The organism is Staphylococcus sp. HMSC65H10 (assembly GCF_001839185.1).
In the GTDB taxonomy this organism is placed as follows: Bacteria; Bacillota; Bacilli; order Staphylococcales; family Staphylococcaceae; genus Staphylococcus; species Staphylococcus simulans.
On sequence record NZ_KV840424.1, the window covers coordinates 148,368 to 165,111 of the forward strand.

The 16,744-nt window shown below is 36.0% G+C and carries 18 protein-coding genes and 1 pseudogene; 6 read left to right on the forward strand and 13 right to left on the reverse strand.

Annotation, left to right across the window (positions count from 1 at the left end):
• Positions 1-107: 107 nt before the first annotated feature.
• A complete protein-coding gene (locus HMPREF3270_RS12390; RefSeq protein WP_070849233.1) occupies positions 108-776 on the forward strand; it encodes an N-acetylmannosamine-6-phosphate 2-epimerase in 669 nt (222 codons plus the stop codon).
• Between the two features lie 23 nt (positions 777-799).
• Positions 800-1,531 carry a glucosamine-6-phosphate deaminase gene (gene nagB / locus HMPREF3270_RS12395; protein WP_023014828.1) on the forward strand — a complete coding sequence of 244 codons (732 nt, stop codon included), beginning with the start codon at positions 800-802 and terminating at the stop codon, positions 1,529-1,531.
• A gap of 70 nt (positions 1,532-1,601) precedes the next feature.
• On the opposite strand, the gene HMPREF3270_RS12400 is transcribed toward nagB, so the two are convergent.
• From HMPREF3270_RS12400 to HMPREF3270_RS12425, 6 genes are all read right to left on the reverse strand, one after another.
• Positions 1,602-2,552, reverse strand: coding sequence for a CorA family divalent cation transporter (locus HMPREF3270_RS12400; RefSeq protein ID WP_060803799.1), 951 nt, complete (start codon positions 2,550-2,552; stop codon positions 1,602-1,604).
• 129 nt (positions 2,553-2,681) lie between these two features.
• Positions 2,682-4,040 (reverse strand): APC family permease, encoded by a 1,359-nt coding sequence (locus HMPREF3270_RS12405; RefSeq protein WP_070849378.1) that lies wholly within the window; start codon positions 4,038-4,040, stop codon positions 2,682-2,684.
• Between the two features lie 4 nt (positions 4,041-4,044).
• On the reverse strand, positions 4,045-4,767 hold the full coding sequence (locus HMPREF3270_RS12410; RefSeq protein ID WP_070849236.1) for a gamma-glutamyl-gamma-aminobutyrate hydrolase family protein: 723 nt from the start codon (positions 4,765-4,767) through the stop codon (positions 4,045-4,047).
• A gap of 138 nt (positions 4,768-4,905) precedes the next feature.
• Positions 4,906-5,346 carry a MarR family winged helix-turn-helix transcriptional regulator gene (locus HMPREF3270_RS12415; protein WP_002480227.1) on the reverse strand — a complete coding sequence of 147 codons (441 nt, stop codon included), beginning with the start codon at positions 5,344-5,346 and terminating at the stop codon, positions 4,906-4,908.
• Positions 5,318-5,719 carry a transporter suffix domain-containing protein gene (locus tag HMPREF3270_RS12420; protein WP_002480228.1) on the reverse strand — a complete coding sequence of 134 codons (402 nt, stop codon included), beginning with the start codon at positions 5,717-5,719 and terminating at the stop codon, positions 5,318-5,320. Before HMPREF3270_RS12420 ends, HMPREF3270_RS12415 begins: the two co-directional genes overlap by 29 nt.
• A 252-nt stretch (positions 5,720-5,971) precedes the next feature.
• Entirely contained in the window at positions 5,972-6,805 is an 834-nt protein-coding gene (locus tag HMPREF3270_RS12425) for a CPBP family intramembrane glutamic endopeptidase (protein WP_002480229.1), read from the reverse strand.
• 112 nt (positions 6,806-6,917) lie between these two features.
• Here HMPREF3270_RS12425 and HMPREF3270_RS12430 point away from each other — a divergent pair, with 112 nt between their 5' ends.
• Positions 6,918-7,427, forward strand: a complete 510-nt coding sequence (locus HMPREF3270_RS12430) for an SA1002 family membrane protein (protein WP_023014832.1) — start codon at positions 6,918-6,920, stop codon at positions 7,425-7,427.
• 43 nt (positions 7,428-7,470) lie between these two features.
• On the opposite strand, the gene rbsK is transcribed toward HMPREF3270_RS12430, so the two are convergent.
• From rbsK to HMPREF3270_RS14085, 6 genes are all read right to left on the reverse strand, one after another.
• Positions 7,471-8,382: a ribokinase gene (gene rbsK / locus HMPREF3270_RS12435; RefSeq protein WP_070867270.1), complete on the reverse strand. Its 912-nt coding sequence runs from the start codon at positions 8,380-8,382 to the stop codon at positions 7,471-7,473.
• Between the two features lie 17 nt (positions 8,383-8,399).
• Positions 8,400-8,804 carry a D-ribose pyranase gene (gene rbsD / locus HMPREF3270_RS12440; protein WP_023014834.1) on the reverse strand — a complete coding sequence of 135 codons (405 nt, stop codon included), beginning with the start codon at positions 8,802-8,804 and terminating at the stop codon, positions 8,400-8,402.
• Between the two features lie 17 nt (positions 8,805-8,821).
• The gene (gene rbsU, locus HMPREF3270_RS12445) at positions 8,822-9,703 is read right to left on the reverse strand and encodes a ribose/proton symporter RbsU (RefSeq protein ID WP_060803794.1); all 882 of its coding nucleotides are present in this window, start codon (positions 9,701-9,703) and stop codon (positions 8,822-8,824) included.
• Between the two features lie 171 nt (positions 9,704-9,874).
• Complete coding sequence (rbsR, locus tag HMPREF3270_RS12450; RefSeq protein WP_061055026.1) at positions 9,875-10,870, reverse strand: ribose utilization transcriptional repressor RbsR; 996 nt, start codon at positions 10,868-10,870, stop codon at positions 9,875-9,877.
• A 154-nt stretch (positions 10,871-11,024) separates the two neighbouring features.
• On the reverse strand, positions 11,025-13,610 hold the full coding sequence (locus HMPREF3270_RS12455) for a CDP-glycerol glycerophosphotransferase family protein (protein ID WP_070849239.1): 2,586 nt from the start codon (positions 13,608-13,610) through the stop codon (positions 11,025-11,027).
• 21 nt (positions 13,611-13,631) lie between these two features.
• Positions 13,632-13,787 carry a hypothetical protein gene (locus HMPREF3270_RS14085; protein ID WP_002480236.1) on the reverse strand — a complete coding sequence of 52 codons (156 nt, stop codon included), beginning with the start codon at positions 13,785-13,787 and terminating at the stop codon, positions 13,632-13,634.
• A 274-nt stretch (positions 13,788-14,061) separates the two neighbouring features.
• On the opposite strand from HMPREF3270_RS14085, the gene HMPREF3270_RS12460 reads away from it, so the two are divergent.
• Positions 14,062-14,670: a class I SAM-dependent methyltransferase gene (locus HMPREF3270_RS12460; protein ID WP_070849242.1), complete on the forward strand. Its 609-nt coding sequence runs from the start codon at positions 14,062-14,064 to the stop codon at positions 14,668-14,670.
• Positions 14,671-14,817: 147 nt separating this feature from the next.
• On the opposite strand, the gene HMPREF3270_RS12465 is transcribed toward HMPREF3270_RS12460, so the two are convergent.
• A complete protein-coding gene (locus tag HMPREF3270_RS12465; protein WP_176746754.1) occupies positions 14,818-15,282 on the reverse strand; it encodes an apurinic/apyrimidinic endonuclease family protein in 465 nt (154 codons plus the stop codon).
• Positions 15,283-15,519: 237 nt separating this feature from the next.
• Here HMPREF3270_RS12465 and HMPREF3270_RS12470 point away from each other — a divergent pair.
• Both HMPREF3270_RS12470 and HMPREF3270_RS12475 read left to right on the forward strand, forming a co-directional pair.
• Positions 15,520-15,969: pseudogene (locus HMPREF3270_RS12470) on the forward strand (transposase); the annotation flags it as partial.
• 68 nt (positions 15,970-16,037) lie between these two features.
• Positions 16,038-16,718, forward strand: coding sequence for an IS6-like element ISEnfa1 family transposase (locus tag HMPREF3270_RS12475; RefSeq protein ID WP_000191454.1), 681 nt, complete (start codon positions 16,038-16,040; stop codon positions 16,716-16,718).
• The last annotated feature ends 26 nt before the right edge of the window (positions 16,719-16,744 follow it).

Here is a 16,744-nt window from a genome sequence, read left to right on the forward strand (position 1 = left end):
AGTAAAGAATTGAATATAAATTTCATCGTGTTATGATATGAGTAACTTAACCGACAATCTTTGAACTACTATATTTACAAATTAACAATATTTTGGAGTGTGTGCTTATGTTACCACAAGGTTTAATCGTTTCTTGTCAGGCTTTGCCTGATGAACCGTTACATTCATCATTTATTATGTCGAAAATGGCACTAGCTGCGTACCAAGCCGGTGCAGTCGGTATTCGCGCAAACAGTAAAGAAGATATCATCGCAATTAAAGAAGAAGTACCGTTACCTGTTATCGGTATCGTTAAAAGAGATTATCCAGGTTCAAAAGTATATATTACTGCGACTTCAAAAGAAGTCGATGAACTGATTGAAAGTAAATGTGAGGTCATCGCGCTAGATGCGACAAAACAAGAACGTCCGAAAGAAACGTTAGAAGAACTTGTTGCTTATATTCGTGAAAAAGCACCAAACGTTGAAATCATGGCTGATATCTCCACAATTGAAGAAGCAAAACATGCAGATGAGCTTGGCTTTGATTACGTAGGTACAACATTACGCGGATATACAGACTATACTCAAGGTCATATCCTATATGAAAACAACTTCGCATTCTTAAGGGAAGTCTTAGATCAAGTAAATGCGAAAGTCATCGCTGAAGGTAATGTGATTACACCAGAAATGTATAAAGCAGTCAGTGATTCAGGTGTACACTGTACGGTTGTCGGCGGTGCGATTACACGTCCGAAACAAATTACAGAACGTTTTATTAACGCCGTAAAAGAATAGTCATACTACTTGGAGGATTAGAAATGCAACTCTACAACTTAAGAAATAAACAACTTGCCAGTCAATATGTCGCAATCGAATTCTTGAAACAAATTAAAGCACGCCCTGACGCTGTCTTAGGACTAGCTACAGGCTCGACGATGACAGATTTATATACTCAGCTCTCAGATTTATTAAATGCGAATCACGTCGATGTCAGTGGTGTCAGAACGTTCAACTTAGATGAATACGTTGGTGCAGGTCCAAAAGATCTGCATAGCTATTATGCATACATGCATCAACGTTTCTTTAACCAAAATGAACAATGGAATGAAGACAATATCTATATTCCGAGCGGTGTAGCTGAAGACTTAGATCAAGAAGCAAAACATTACGAAGATGCGCTTAAAGCTGTCGGTCAACCTGACATCCAAATTTTAGGTATCGGTGAAAATGGTCATATCGGTTTCAACGAACCCGGTACGCCTTTCGATAGCCAAACAAGAGTCGTAGACCTTACACCTTCTACGATGCATGCGAACAGTGTCCATTTCAAACACTCAGAAGATGTACCGAAACAAGCACTGTCTATGGGTCTTTCTTCTATCATGCGCGCAAAACGTATTATCTTACTCGCATTCGGAGATAAGAAAATCGATGCGATACAACGACTCGTTAACGGTGAAACTACAGAAGATTTACCTGCGTCTATCCTTCACAACCACGATAATGTAGAAATCATTGTAGATGACGTCATTTATCAAGCGATTAAATAATGACTGAAACCATTATCAATATTAAAAATGCCTTTGAGGACAATATGATGTCTTCAAAGGCATTTTATAGTTAGAACCACTTTTTCTTCTTAAAGATTAACAACAATACCACTACGATAATGATAGAAAATGCGATGAAAATAAAGTAGTTGTACTGACCATGCAGCTCTGGCATGTTTGTGAAATTCATGCCATACCAACCCGCTAAGAAAGATAACGGGAAGAAGATGGATGAAATAATTGTCAGCACATTAATCACTGAATTAATACGACTTGAGTGATAAGACTGATTATTGTCTTTAATATCATCCGTCAATGCTTCACAAGATTCTAATGTTGCATTTTGATGTTTCAAATGGTTATAAATTTGATGATACAAACGTGCTTTATCTTGACCGCTGTCATAAATATCTAATGTCTGAATCGCATTGACCATTTGTTCCATCGGCAGTAATATCCGCTTCAACTTAATAATCTCAGACCGTATCTCATACACTTGCTTCATAAATGCACGTCGTTGTTTACGATTCTCTTCTTCGTATTGAAAAGAAAACACCTGATCTTCAATCGCATTGACATAAGAGAAATAAGACTCTACAATCCCGTTCAATAACTTCAATGCGATTAATCCAGCATCTCGTTTTACTTTATTTGTCTTAACAGCATCAAACAACTGTGTCACCGTTTGAAGTTCAGCATCATGAACCGTAATCACATGATTACCATCTATCGTAATCCCTAATGGTTCCGCTTCAAAGTCCTTTCCATCTATCGCATGCATCAATAAATGTTCAACATCATTTTGAGCATCATGGTAGAGGTTCGGCCGTCTTAATGTATATATAGAAGCTGTAATCTCTTGAATATTCAATTCAAATGTTGTTGCGAGAAAATGCGTTTCTTCTTTCGTCGGCTGGATACAATCATACCAAGTAAACACACTTTCTTTTGGCACTTCTTCAACTTTATCTGTCGCAATAACTTCATGATCTGGTGTCACATATATACAACGTATCGCCATAGTGTACGCTCCTTTCTCTTTCTTATTTTGTATTTTAATTACCCTAATGAAAGAAAAAGTTTCATATACCTACAAAAACACTATCTTCCCTGATGATTCAAAAGAAGATAGTGTCTGCCTACATTCATTTTATACATGTCTGCGTTTTTGGTTTGCTATAAATAACACCAATGGTAAGACAACATAACCAATTACCATCGCAATAATCGCGAAGTAATTCGGTTCAATATGGTGTGGGGTCACAATAGAGAATTGACCTTTCCAATCAAACTTGATAAGTAACACTACGGTTAAAATTAATGCGATAATTGGTAAAATCACGTCTGTAAATTTATTTTTATAGACATTCGGCAATACTTCCCCTCGTGAACGATTATAATAAAACATCATCACACCGATAGGGACTACAATGAATTGTATAAAGCGTGAAATTGAACTTAATACAATGATACTTACCATATTATATTGAAAGGCCATCGGAATAATTAATGCGACTAAGAACGTCGTAATGAACGCATTGAACGGAAAATCATATTTCGTTCTTTGTTTAAACCATGCGGGTACTTGGTTTTCATTCGCAATTGCTTCTAAAATTCTCGGTGTTGAGAATGATCCTGCGATACTAATACCTACCATAGAGATTAAAGCACCATACAAAATAATATTCGAAATAATAGATGATTCAAACACAGTCACTAAAGATACGACATGTTTGCTGGTTAATACTGCGGTCGGATTAATCATCATAATGACCGCAATAATACTAATATAAATCACCGCGATAATTAAAATGGCCAATGGAATCGCACGTGGCAAATTCTTTTCTGGTGCTTTCATATCCTCCGCACCACTTGCGACACTCTCAAAGCCCACAAAAGCATAAAATGCCGCAATGACTGCCATCACAAAAGTTGATGTATTTAATTGAGAAACATCGACTAATTGATTAATGTCATTAAAGTGAGAATGACCAGTCATTATTACGACGATGAAACCAACAATAATCGTTGTGATTAAGGCAGCAAGTTTACCAATTGTAGCTAAGTTATTGAAAAAGGCAAATACTTTATTACCTGTCACATTTACCAGTAATAACACCACCATTAAAATCAATAACCCGATAGTCACTGATACAAAATCTTGGGCGTTACCACCGAAAATTGCGAGTGTGGTTTTCACTACTGCGGTCGCAATGACCCCCCAAGCAATACTTGCCGCAACAAAGCGTGTAATTCCTACATAGAAACCTACATTTTCACCAAATGCTGCTGTGGCATAAGCATAAGATGCCCCGCTTTTATTCACATATTTCGCTGCGGCTGCGAAAGTAATCGCTAATACTGCCGCAAAGATTGCAGCGGCGGCATAAACTACTAAAGTATACTTACCTGCTTTTTGAATAACCGCTCCAGGTGATAAGAAAATACCTGAACCGATAATAGAGTTAATCGCTAAAAGGACAATAGACCAAAATCCTAGTTTTTTCATGCTGTCATCTTCTTTCAATTTGATCCACAAAATCTTTAAATAGAGCATCCATACTGTTTTCATGCCACAACATTTCAGGGTGCCACTGAATACCGACCATATATGGATATGATTCTGATTCAAAGGCTTCAATCACCCCATCATTAAATTGTGCCATGACTCTGAAGCCTTCTGCGAGTTGATTAACGACTTGGTGATGGAAAGAGTTCACATAGAATCGACCTTCAGGAAATAACGCACTTAGACGTGTGTTCGGAAAGACTCTGATTTCATGTGTCTTCTCAGTCGGATTCGTTGGTTGCCAATGTCTGAGTGATTGTATTTGACGATACGACGTATCTTGGAATAAAGAACCACCGTGGAAAACATTTAAGACTTGTGCACCACGACAAATCCCTAGAATTGGTATAAAACGTTCTTTCGCTTTCTCTATCAATTTAAAATCAAACACATCTCTCGCAAGTAGCGTTTCGCCTAATTTGTCTTGCGGGTCTTCATTGTAAAGTTGCGGACTGACATCTTGTCCCCCGCTTAAGAGTAAAGCATCTACTTGTCTGATTTGTGCTTCTATAATGTCATCGTTATCTGTTATAGGAATAACCATCGGCACAGCGCCTTGTTTCACAATCGAGCGGATATAATCCTGATTGACATAACAACGCTTATAGCCTGGAAACATTCCTGCTTGATCCGTTAATATATTTGCGGAAATACCTATCGTTTTCATGATGTCTACCTCCTGTTGTTGAATAATTTTAATTATAGTGAGACCGTCGGAATTGTCAATGTGAATTCATAATTTTCAGATATCATCCCAATAAAAAAGACAACCTCCAATTGGAAGTTGCCTTTTAGAATCTATAAATTAAATGATTTTTTGTAACTTTATTAATGCGTTTCTGATTTCTACAAGCTCTTCATATGAGAAAGTATCTGCGCATTTTTTACTAAAATCATGAATATAATCATTAATACTCTCTTTATATTCTAGTCCTTTTTCACCTAGACCAATGATGGATGAACGTTTATCATGGTCATCTTTATACAGATAGATATAATCTTTTTGTTTCAACTTTTGAAGTTGTTGGCTGATGGCACTTTTAGAGACATCTAAACGTTGTGCTAATTCACTTGGTTTCATATCTTGGTTTTCTACTAAGATGGTCATAATCACATGTTGCTGATTGTTTAATTTAAAATGTGAATACTCTCGTTCTTGCTGCATGTATTCTATCGCAATCTCTTCGTTAATTTTGGTGATTTCCTGAGCGACATGTTCAATTTGCGTTAGGTTTGATTGTGTCATGTTTACGACTTCCTTTTTTCACTGTTTTTAATTCAATAACTGTTGTTTGATCTGCTTGTGTTTCATTATAAGGGGCTTCTGTTGCGTTCTCAACGTTCACTTCAGTTGCTTCTGTGACTACAGTTTCTTTTTTCTTGAACCAGTTTTTCGGGTTTAATTTGCTTTTGTATTTTTTAACGACTTGTTTACCAAGCAATACGATTGATACTAAAATATTAACTTCTCCAAATACTAAGACACTGCCGATAATAATTCCTTTAAGTTTTAACGCAATCGGTAAGAATCCGATAAGTGCTGCAACACCGTACATCGCTGCTCCAATAATTAAAAGTGTAATTCCTATTTTAAATTTTTTCGATTTATTTTTAAGCATAATAACCGCCTACCTTTTCCTTGTTTTATTTAATTAGTTTAGTTAACTTAACTAAATTATAAGTGGTGTTTTAAAATTTGTAAACCCCTAAGCTCAACTTTTTTTAAATTTTTTGATTTGCTTCATATCAATACGCTTTAAAGCCTTGTCACTAAAGAATTTCTTTTAAAAATAAATATAAAAAAATCCTCTTTCATTAATGAGATACTCACTTGAAAGAGGATGAAAAAGACTAATTTCATTTGTATTAAGTTAAAAGTTTACTTTGAGCCGCTTCGCCAAATTAATAATGAGCACGATAAACAACACTGTCAAAATAATACTGCCTTCGATACCCATCGTACCGCCAGTCAGTATGTTATCCGTATGATATTTCGTTTTAAACAAACTGAAATTCAGTTCATTTCCACTGACATTAATCCCATAAATACAACCTTGTACGAAGTTCCATATAATATGGAACCCAGCAACTGTCCAAATCGTACCGTCGATTCTGTAGATTAAAGACAAGACAATACCGACTAAGAATATATTCGTCACACCGACAATGGAAATATTAGGGTTCATTCCATGGAGTAAGGTGAAGACCACTGCTGAACACACAATCGCAAAACGATCACCATATCGCTGTGTTAAACGTGTTTGGAGATATCCACGCATCAAAAGTTCTTCTGCGCTTGCTTGAATACAAAATCCAATAAATGCTAAACCGATACCTAATAACACCGTTTGATTCAGCGTATTACCGACAATTGAAATATTTCCAAATAACACTAAAATTAAAATCACTACAGAGAAGACGATAAAGCCGAATAAGCCTCCGATACCTAGCTTTCTAAAAGCATATGTACGGTAAATACCGACTGAACTTAACGGAAGGTGCTCTCTGTTATGTACATACCAAAAGAGAATTAATATTGAAAATATAAATGGGACAGGAAGTAGAATGACTTCTTGAAGGGGATGATTTCTGACCATTAAATAAAAAGGCCCCGCAAACAACCCGCCACCTAGCATCATCAAGATGGATAAGAGTGAAAACTTAAGCCAACTTCCCTTATAATGTTGTGTAAATTGATTTTCCATAAGTTGTTCTCCATTATATAATTAGTATAGTTTATCTATTTAATTTTCTCACAATCGGATATCTACCGCAAATATTATTTTTTAACTTCATTAATCAAAGGACGTGACATCTATGACGCTATTTAACATCATCTTAGTACTTATCATGTTTTTAGCTATTGATTATTTGGCTAATCTCGGTAAAAAGAAAAACGCATTCCTACAAACAGCACTCTTAAGTACACTCTTAATCTTGACCGCTTTTATTGCTTTACTGCTAGGCGTATCTATTATCTTATTAATAAGCGCTGTCATTGACTTGGGTAATGATTTATTCATAACGGGACTCTTAATGATTTTAACAAGTGGAATTATTGAATTTTTCTTACTTCGTTATTTCATCAAACGTTGGTTCAATGATGTATGGACCTTAACTGTCGTTGAATACTTCATCCAATGGTTATTAGTCTATCTCACCCTCTATCAAGTAATGACACAGTCATTATCTAGAATTAAATTAGAAGTCGACATCCATACGCTGTTTCATATCTTGAATATCGAAGCTTTGAATTTAACGTTATTGCCTGTGCTTTTAATCAGTTGGATCTCCCTCATCATGCATAAGATTAATCTCAGACAATGAAAAAACCTATCCTCGCATATATGGATAGGTTTTTGAAGTTCGTTTAATATTCAATGTCTTTTGCGAATGGGATAGAGATTTGCGCCCCAGCTTTTTGAACTGTATAAGATGCTGCTTTATTCGCAAAATCAATCGCAGTTTCTAAATTCATTTGTTTCACGTCAAACGCACTGACAAATGCGCCGATAAAAGTATCTCCGGCTGCTGTTGTATCCACAACATCAACTTTATATGCTTTGACTAAGTCAGAGTTGCCTTTGACTGCGTAATACGTACCTTGTGCACCGATAGTAATTAATACGACTTTAATTCCTAAACTTAAGAAATAGTCTGCGTTTTGAGCCATTGATTTTTCATCCGTCACTGGAATACCAGATAAGATTTCTGCTTCAAACTCATTCGGAATAATCACATCTATCAGTCCTAATAATTCTTCAGGCAATTCACTCGCTGGTGCTGGATTTAAAATCGTTGTAATACCATGCTTACGCGCAATTTCAAACGCGCGGATAATCGCCGGTATAGGGACTTCTAATTGTGCCACTACATAATCCGCTTCTTTAATCACTGCTTCAGCTTGTGCCACATCTTCAGGTGTAATATCCATATTCGCACCGCCATAGACGTAGATGGTATTACTGCCGTCTTTATCTACTGTAATAAATGCTTGTCCCGTATCTGCTGTTTCTGATTCTGTAATATACTCGGTATTCATTCCTGCTTCTTTGAAACCTTCAAACATAAAGTCAGCTAAACCATCTTTACCGACTTTTGAAATAAACGTCGTATCTGCGTTCATACGTGCTGTCGCAATCGCTTGATTCGCACCCTTACCCCCGCCGTATTTCTTTTGTCCTTCTTTGACATGCAAGGTTTCACCAGGTTTCGCATAACGCTCAACAGTTAAGAACTGATCCACATTCGTTGAACCTAAAATTACTACTTTATTCGTCATACTGTATCTCTCCTCGCTTAAAATGTCACATTAGATTCTAAAATAATATTTGAAAATGGTGTGATTTCACCTGTACGTATATTGCCTTTATTTAATGGATGACTTAAGTAGGCTTTCATTTCTGTATGTGGAATAAATTCAATCTCTACATCATCCTCTAACAGTGCTTTAATTTGTTTTAGCTGCGCTGGGTTATGTGTTTTAATTTCTTCAGCTAAATAGATTTTTTGAATTTTCATTTCTGTTAAGACTGTTTCTAGCACATCAATAAAGCGTGGCAACTCTTTTGTGACCGCTAAATCAATTCTACGTGCATCATTTGGAATCGGCATACCCGCATCATTAATGGTTAATAAATCAAAGTGGCCGATTGTCGCAATGGCTTGTGAAACATGACTATTTAATACAGGGGTTTTCTTCATTTCTATTCCCTCCAAAATTATTTAATAAATACTGTGACTGTTGCGGCAGCTAAAATTAACACTAAACCAACCATCGTAATCAACATTTCTTTCTTCGTCTTACGTTGATTTAAGAAATAAATACCTGTTAACGTCGCAAGAACCACTGACGTTTGAGATAAGATAAAGCCTGTCGCAAGACCATTCATATCTGGTTGTGCTGAAATTAAGTAAGTTAACGCCGCAAATGCGAAGAAGAAACCTGAAATGATTTGAAGCCATGTAATCTTATTCTTAAATGGATTGTCTTTCTTCATCATTGTTAAACCATAGATTACTGCGACGAGAACCATACCCATAGCTTGAGGTAAGAAGGCTGCTTTTCCTCCGATATCTGTCGCTTGTGGTGCAGCTGAATATAGCCAATATCCAATTTCACCAATCAGCAAGATAACCACTGCTTTCTTTAAGTTACCGCTGCTTTGTTCCTCAGGATGTTCACTCCATACTGTCATACGTGCACCGATTAAAATCACAATTAACGCCACAAAACCGATAATTTTATTGCTTAGTCCTGGCCAGTTACCTAACGCAAAGACACCCCATAATGAAGCACCAAGCAATTGGAAAGCTGTTGTGACTGGCATTGCTCTTGAAGAACCGATAAGTTCAAAGGCTTTGAATGTTAAAATTTGGCCGAAACACCAACCTGCCCCAGAAAGCAACGCAAACATTAAGTTCATACCTGTCGGGAAGTGTTGGGCTGTCAATCCCGCAAAGACTAACGCAAAGATTAATGTCCCTACCGTCGTTCCGATAATTTGATGGACTGGTTTACCTCCGAACTTTGACGCAATCGTCGGGAATAAACCCCAACCAAGCAATGGACCTAAACCAATAAGTAAAGCGACTAGATTCATGAATAACACCTCTATTTTTTTCTAAGTGGATTTAGTAAAACGTTTTACTTTACTCACATACTAGCACTTTTCATTTATTTTGTATACGTTTTCATATAGATTTAAGATTTTCGACACAATAAAAAACGAGTACACTTATCAAGAGATAAGCGCCCCGTCTTTGATGAATGATTATTGATTTAATTGTTGTGTTGTTTCTCTGACCACGAGTTCATTCGGCAATTCAATACGTTCTACCCCTTGGTCAGTCTCCGTAATTTTCTTCACGATTAATCTCAGTGCTGTTTCCCCAATTAACGCAATGGGTTGGGCTACTGTCGTTAATGCCGGTGTCATATATTGTGAGAAACTGATGTTGTCATAACCTACGACTGAAATCTCTTCAGGCACAGTTTTTCCACGTTCATTTAAGCCGCGTATCAGCCCGATGGCCATTTCATCGTTAATCGCAAAAACCGCAGTCACTTGACTGTCGATGATTTGATCAACGATTTGTTTACCGCCTGAAGGTGACAGTTCTGTTTCTATCTTCAACGGTTTTTGAACATCATGGGATTCGCAATAATCTTCAAAACCTTTCACACGTGCCTGCATATTCGACATCATTTCATACGGTTGTACAATGGCAATATGTTGATGATTTAAATCAATAAGATGTGCTGCCGCTAAAGCACCGCCTGTCTGTTCATCTGTTCGGATGATATCGGTATACCCATTATCTTCACTTTGGTCTAACACGACATAAGGAACATTGTGTCTCTCTAAATAATTGTTCATACTTTCAGGTTGATCGATTAATCGCGCAATGACTAAACCGTCCATGCCTCTTTCAACTAAATGCTTGATGTTATGTTCTAGATGGTCACCTGAAGTACTTAAGAAGAATAAATCCACATAGTCCGGCTTATGTTGTTCCATACTCTGCATAATCGCTGAGAAGAAAGGGTTCGTTAAACTGGGGACTAAAACCCCGATTAATTTAATCGTATGTCCTCTTAATTGTTGGGCATTTTTATTTGGAATATAACCTAATTTATCTTTAGCTGTTAACACTTTATCAATTGTCGCTTGCGAAAAGCGTTCTTGTTTATGATTTAAAATGTGCGAAACCGTGGTTAAGGATACACCTGCTTCTTTTGCGACATCTTTAATTGAAACTTTCTTCATGAGTGCTTAATCCCCTTACGTTGACAGACTCGCTTACGCAAATGTGCCACCTTTTTATCTCTTTCATCATATCATCTCTGATTTCGTTTGTAGAGTTCAATTCAATACAAACAGCCTATATTGCGACATACAATACAGGCTGTTGTTTAAAATACTATGATTTTATATGACTCGCATTTTGAGCGTCTTGTTTTTTAAGTTCCTCGCAAATACTGTGATAGATACGTGCACAGTTCTGATGATCGATATGGTCGAAAATCAAGCTACGGTCATAGTGTTGCGGTTCATTGTGTTTTACTTTGTCGGTAATTTTACTGATTAATTCATTTTCTGAATACGTAATATCACCGATAAATGTTTCATTAATCGGTCTTAGAATGCCTTTTCTAAAGAACTTGTTCACATCAAAGTGATAGAAAATCACAGGTTTATCCATATAGTTAAAGTCCGTGCTGACTGTACTGAAGTCTGTAATCAGTAAATCATGTTCAATCAATAAGTCTTGAACAGTTTTCGTCCCAAGCTCTATAAAGTTCACATGTTTCAATTCATGTTCACTTAAGTAATCTTGGAAGAATTGTTGTGCTCTATAGTGCGGATAGAAGTTGATTTCTACACCATATTGTTCACTTAAAGCTTTTAATTCAGGATTGTTCAAGAAACTGATATAACGTCTTAAGTATTCACTTTTTTCAAAGGCTTCATTACTGTTCAACCAATCACGCCATGTCGGCATAATTAAGACTTTCTTCATTTGTGGTTTAGGTTCTAGCGGCAATCTATCATAACGTGCTAAGCCAGTCACTGCGATTTCTTCAGGTTCATAGCCCATTTCATCAACTACGATATCGTATTTCTCATGATGGCTAGAGACGTTGAATAAATCGAATGGGTCATCATAGAATTTCTTATGATATTCAACATTCTTTCTACCGAGAACTCCGTGTTGTAAGAAGATTTTAATCGTTTCATCATAACCGAAGAATTGTGGTGCTGCTTTATATGGCATAATATTTTCGATATCATGTGTACTCATGACCACTTTCGCTTGTGGGGCGATACGTAAATATTCATCTGAACCAAAGACTAAGACATTCTCCATATCTTTGATTTTTTCGTAGTCTTTAGATTCGCCATCAATGACGTAATAAACATCCGCTTCCGCATGTTCGTAAAGCCACTCAAAGAGCTGAATGCCGCTTTCTTGTGCTGTATCCGTACGTTCTCCGACCATCCAGATATTCGGATCTTTATGATTATGGTCATTTAAAATTTGAAGTTGACGTTCTGTCATCGTAAACGTTTCAAATTTAATGTTTTTAAATGGCGTCAATGTCAACATAAAGAACGTCGTGAGACCATTCTCTTCTACTGTTTTTAACGTATGGATGCCGTCTTTCTTATAGACCCCTTGACGGTATTTGATTTTTTCTTTTCTGATTAATGTATCTTCATCATAAATTGTGATGAAGACATCGATAATCGATTTATTTTCTGTCAATAACATATTCAATTGGTCATAATCAATTGAGATATCATAAACGTCTCTCGCAATCGGTAAATGATATTGATTGCCTGAGATACGTTCTTCAAAGGTTAAATAATATCTGCAATGTTGATATAGCGGATGTGGCTGGAAGTACATATTCAAACTCTCTTCTGCCACTTGATTAATCCCTAATTTAAATTTAGGTTTACGGTGTGTAATGGTTAAACCGTATCGATTGCGGATTTGAAGCTGGTAAATTTCATGATCGATTTGATGTAAGGCATCAAACGGTCTTGTTTTACCTTGTAGTAAATAACAATGACCATTAATCTCAATAAGTAATTTCTTCTTAATCGTTGTTTCTAAATGATCTAAAGCTAATTTAACTGTGACTTTATTACCCATCATCACTTGTGTCGGTAAGTAAACTGCGTTTTCGTAATCGACATCAATTAAACCTACTCGGATTTTATCCATCTCATCAAAGCTGCCTTTGATGAAGAATGACAGGTTGATATCTTCTGTGTTCATTAACTGAGTCATATAAACTTGGTCTACTGCGTAATACATACGATCAATCGAGAGTTGTTCATCCGTCCAGTCATATTCCATAAAGTAATGATGCACGACTTCTGGAGATTCAATTTTAGCTGGATACATCGTCGTCCCTTGTATCACATGTACTTTATAATTTTCTTTTTTCAAACGATCTTGGATATACGTGTAGTTAATCTTGTTATCTCTAAGATCTAGTACTTTCATATTTTGATCGTTGATTAAAAACACACTGTCTATGGGTGTTGAACTCGAAACTTCAATTGTGTCAGGACCTGCGCTTGTTAACACGATAGGTAAAGCTTCGTTCACAAACTTGAAGCCTGTTTTAACTGGTTTAATCGTAATAGATTGATTAACAATCAGTTCGAAAATACCGTGATCCATATAGTATGTACGTCTTAATTCCGGTGCACGTGTCAGCCATAGGGCTTTTTGACCGTAATAGAATTTTATCGTTTGTGCAGGTTCAGCATGTGTAATAAAGTCGCTTTTAATTGCGACGATTAATTCATTTTTTTGATGTGATAAGATGTCGAACGTAATTTCTTGTTCGTCTAAAGTAATCGAAAAGTTGCGTGTATTAAAATAGATGAAATTTTCGTGACTGCATTTAAAAATAATAGTCCCTAGTTCTTTAATAATGTCACGAATCATAAATTGTCTAGTTAATTTATATCTGATTTTTTCAAGCACTATTTAGATGACTCCCTTCAACTAAATTTCTTCATCATTCATCCCTTGCGTCTCTTTTACATCTTCAGGTGTTTCAATATCCACTTCTGAAAATGCTTGATGGCGTTGTTTTAAGAGACGTTTCCAAAACCATCCTAGTATCACTACAGGAAACAACCACAGGATGTTCTTCCTCATATCCCTCACCTCTATTTCCCATAAATTATAACATGATACATTAAAAATATAACAAAATTTTTCGCATTATCTTTTTTAATGTGAAAAAAGATAATTAAAAACAACTAAAAAAGTTACTTTAAACCATTTCGGTATTAAAAAACACAGACTACAACTTTAACTTTTCATAAATTTTATTTATGAGATAGATAAATGAACACTCAGTTCGTTTTAATTGCTTAACTCCTTCAAACTTTTTAGACTAGTACTGAGGTTAAAGAGAGGAGGCATCACCATGAATCATTGGGATGAAAAATTTGATTCCGACACATATATTTATGGTAAAGAAGCGAATCAATATGTTAAAAGCGTCTTTTCAGAAAAAGTAGATACACCAAAGAAGGTATTGATGTTAGCTGAAGGTGAAGGACGTAACGCAGTTTATCTTGCGACATTAGGCTATGATGTCACAACGTATGATTTATCTAAAGTCGGCATTGAGAAAGAATTGAAACTTGCGGAAGAAGCAAGTGTTACAGTCGATGCGAACTATGGTGATATCACTGCGTCTGATTTAACTGCAGAAAATGCCTATGATTATAGCGTGAATATCTTCGGACATGTTCCTCCAGAAGGTAAACGCGGGATGTTCAATAACTTAATCAAACCTTTAAAATCAGAAGGTCATAGTTACTTTGAACTTTATTCAACAGAACAACTCGAAAATAAAACAGGTGGCCCACCAAACAAAGCCATGCTTTATGAAGTAGATGAAATCAAAGGTTATCTTGAAGACCTTCCTGTTAAAATCCATAGTCTAGAAAAACGAGATATTGAACGTAAAGAAGGTACTGCACACACAGGACATGCGAGCGTCATTCAAGGACATATTGAAAAGCTATAATAAATAAATGAAAAGCTGAGACATGTATTTAAGCATACTTTGTCTCAGCTTTTATTTGTTTTTTGAAATATCACTGATGTTTCGCATGTAAAGAATGCGATTGTGATGAGCTCACACTTGTATTAGCAAACTTTTCAGCGACTATCGCTACTTTCTTTCATTTTCTAACACTTCGATTGACTGCTTATCTCTTAATACTTCATCAACATCGCTTGAAGGATATTCAAGACCTATTGGTAGCCCTGTTGGTAGTTTTTCAACTACTGATTTCCAATCAATAATACCTTTATCTAAGGATACAACGATAAAGTTACCGTCTTGTTCTGCTAGATTTTTCAAGTGAATATAAGTAACATATAATCCTAATGTGTCAGCCGCATCAACTTCACTTTCTTGAACATATCGGAAATTACCCAAATCAAATGTATAACCTATATTTAATTTAGCTTTTTTAGCATCTTGTAAGAATTGATTAACCTTATTAATCGTTCCTGACTGTTGTGTTTGATCATTTTCAATCGTAAAGTTAAATGGTTGATCATTAATAAAATTCAGTTGTTTTAATTGACTAAAATGTCGATAATTTCCAATCGACATCTTTACATTAGCCACATTAAGACGTTTAGCTTCTTCAAAATATTCGAAAATTTTAGGGTTTAATTCACCGTCATCTAAAAATATATAATCGGGCGGGGCTGACCCAAAAGTAGCTCCTATATGAAAAATAGAGGTCTTTCCATTTAGATAGTAGTGGAAAGACCTCTATTTATCTTTTGAAAGTGAATACAAAAATAAAGCACACTCTGCTATAATATAGGTGATTAATCCATTTGAGAGAGGTGCTTTATCATGTATCAAAATTATACCATAAACCAACTTTGTTTGCCTATAGATCTTGAAATTAAATTAGAAGAAAATGATTTTGCTCATGCCATTGTGCAGTTTGTTGACTCTATTCCCGATGAAGTCTTTCTTCCTTATTATCAATCTATGGGTAGACCCCAATATCATCCTCGTATGCTACTTTCCATTATTCTTTGTGCCTATATTCAAGGGGTTTATTCGGGCCGCCAAATACAAAATATGCTGATAGATAGTATTCGGATGCGCTACTTATCTCAAGAGCAATTCCCTAACTTTCGTACTATTAATCGTTTTCGCGTTCATCCGATTATGAACGATATTCTAGATCATTCATTTGTTCAATTTCGTGAGCTACTGGTTCAAAGTGGCTTAATCAGTGGCAGTGCTCTATACATTGATGGTACAAAAATTGAAGCGGATGCGAATAAAGGTTCTGTTGCAAAGTTTCCGATAAGCTCATTTTGAGGTAAAATAATTGAAAAAGATAGCTTGGAGGAATGAAGATGACTCAGTTCAAAGGAAAACAATTTCAAAAAGACGTGATTATCGTAGCCGTCGGCTACTATCTTCGGTACAACCTGAGTTATCGTGAAGTGCAGGAAATTCTGTATGACCGAGGAATTCACGTTTGTCACACCACAATTTACCGTTGGGTGCAAGAATACGGAAAGATTCTTTATCAAATTTGGAAAAAGAAAAACAAACAGTCCTTTTATTCATGGAAAATGGACGAGACTTATATCAAAATTAAAGGAAAGTGGCATTATTTATATCGCGCTATCGATGTAGATGGCTTAACCTTAGATATCTGGTTACGGAAAAAGCGCGACACACAGGCTGCGTATGCTTTTCTAAAACGACTGAAGAACCAGTTTGGAGAACCAAAGGTTCTAGTAACGGATAAAGCACCCTCTATTAAGAGTGCCTTCAGAAAGCTTCAGAAAAATGGACTGTATATAACAACAGAACATCGAACAATCAAGTATCTGAATAATCTGATTGAACAAGACCATCGTCCAATTAAGCGAAGAAACAAATTTTACCAAAGTTTGCGAACAGCCTCAACCACGATTAAAGGCATGGAAGCGATTCGAGGAATTTATAAAAAAAGCCGAAAAGAAGGGTCTCTTTTTGGCTTTTCCGTCTGTACAGAAATCAAAGGACTATTAGGAATCCCTGCTTAAATAAGAATCATCTTGAAAAACTAATG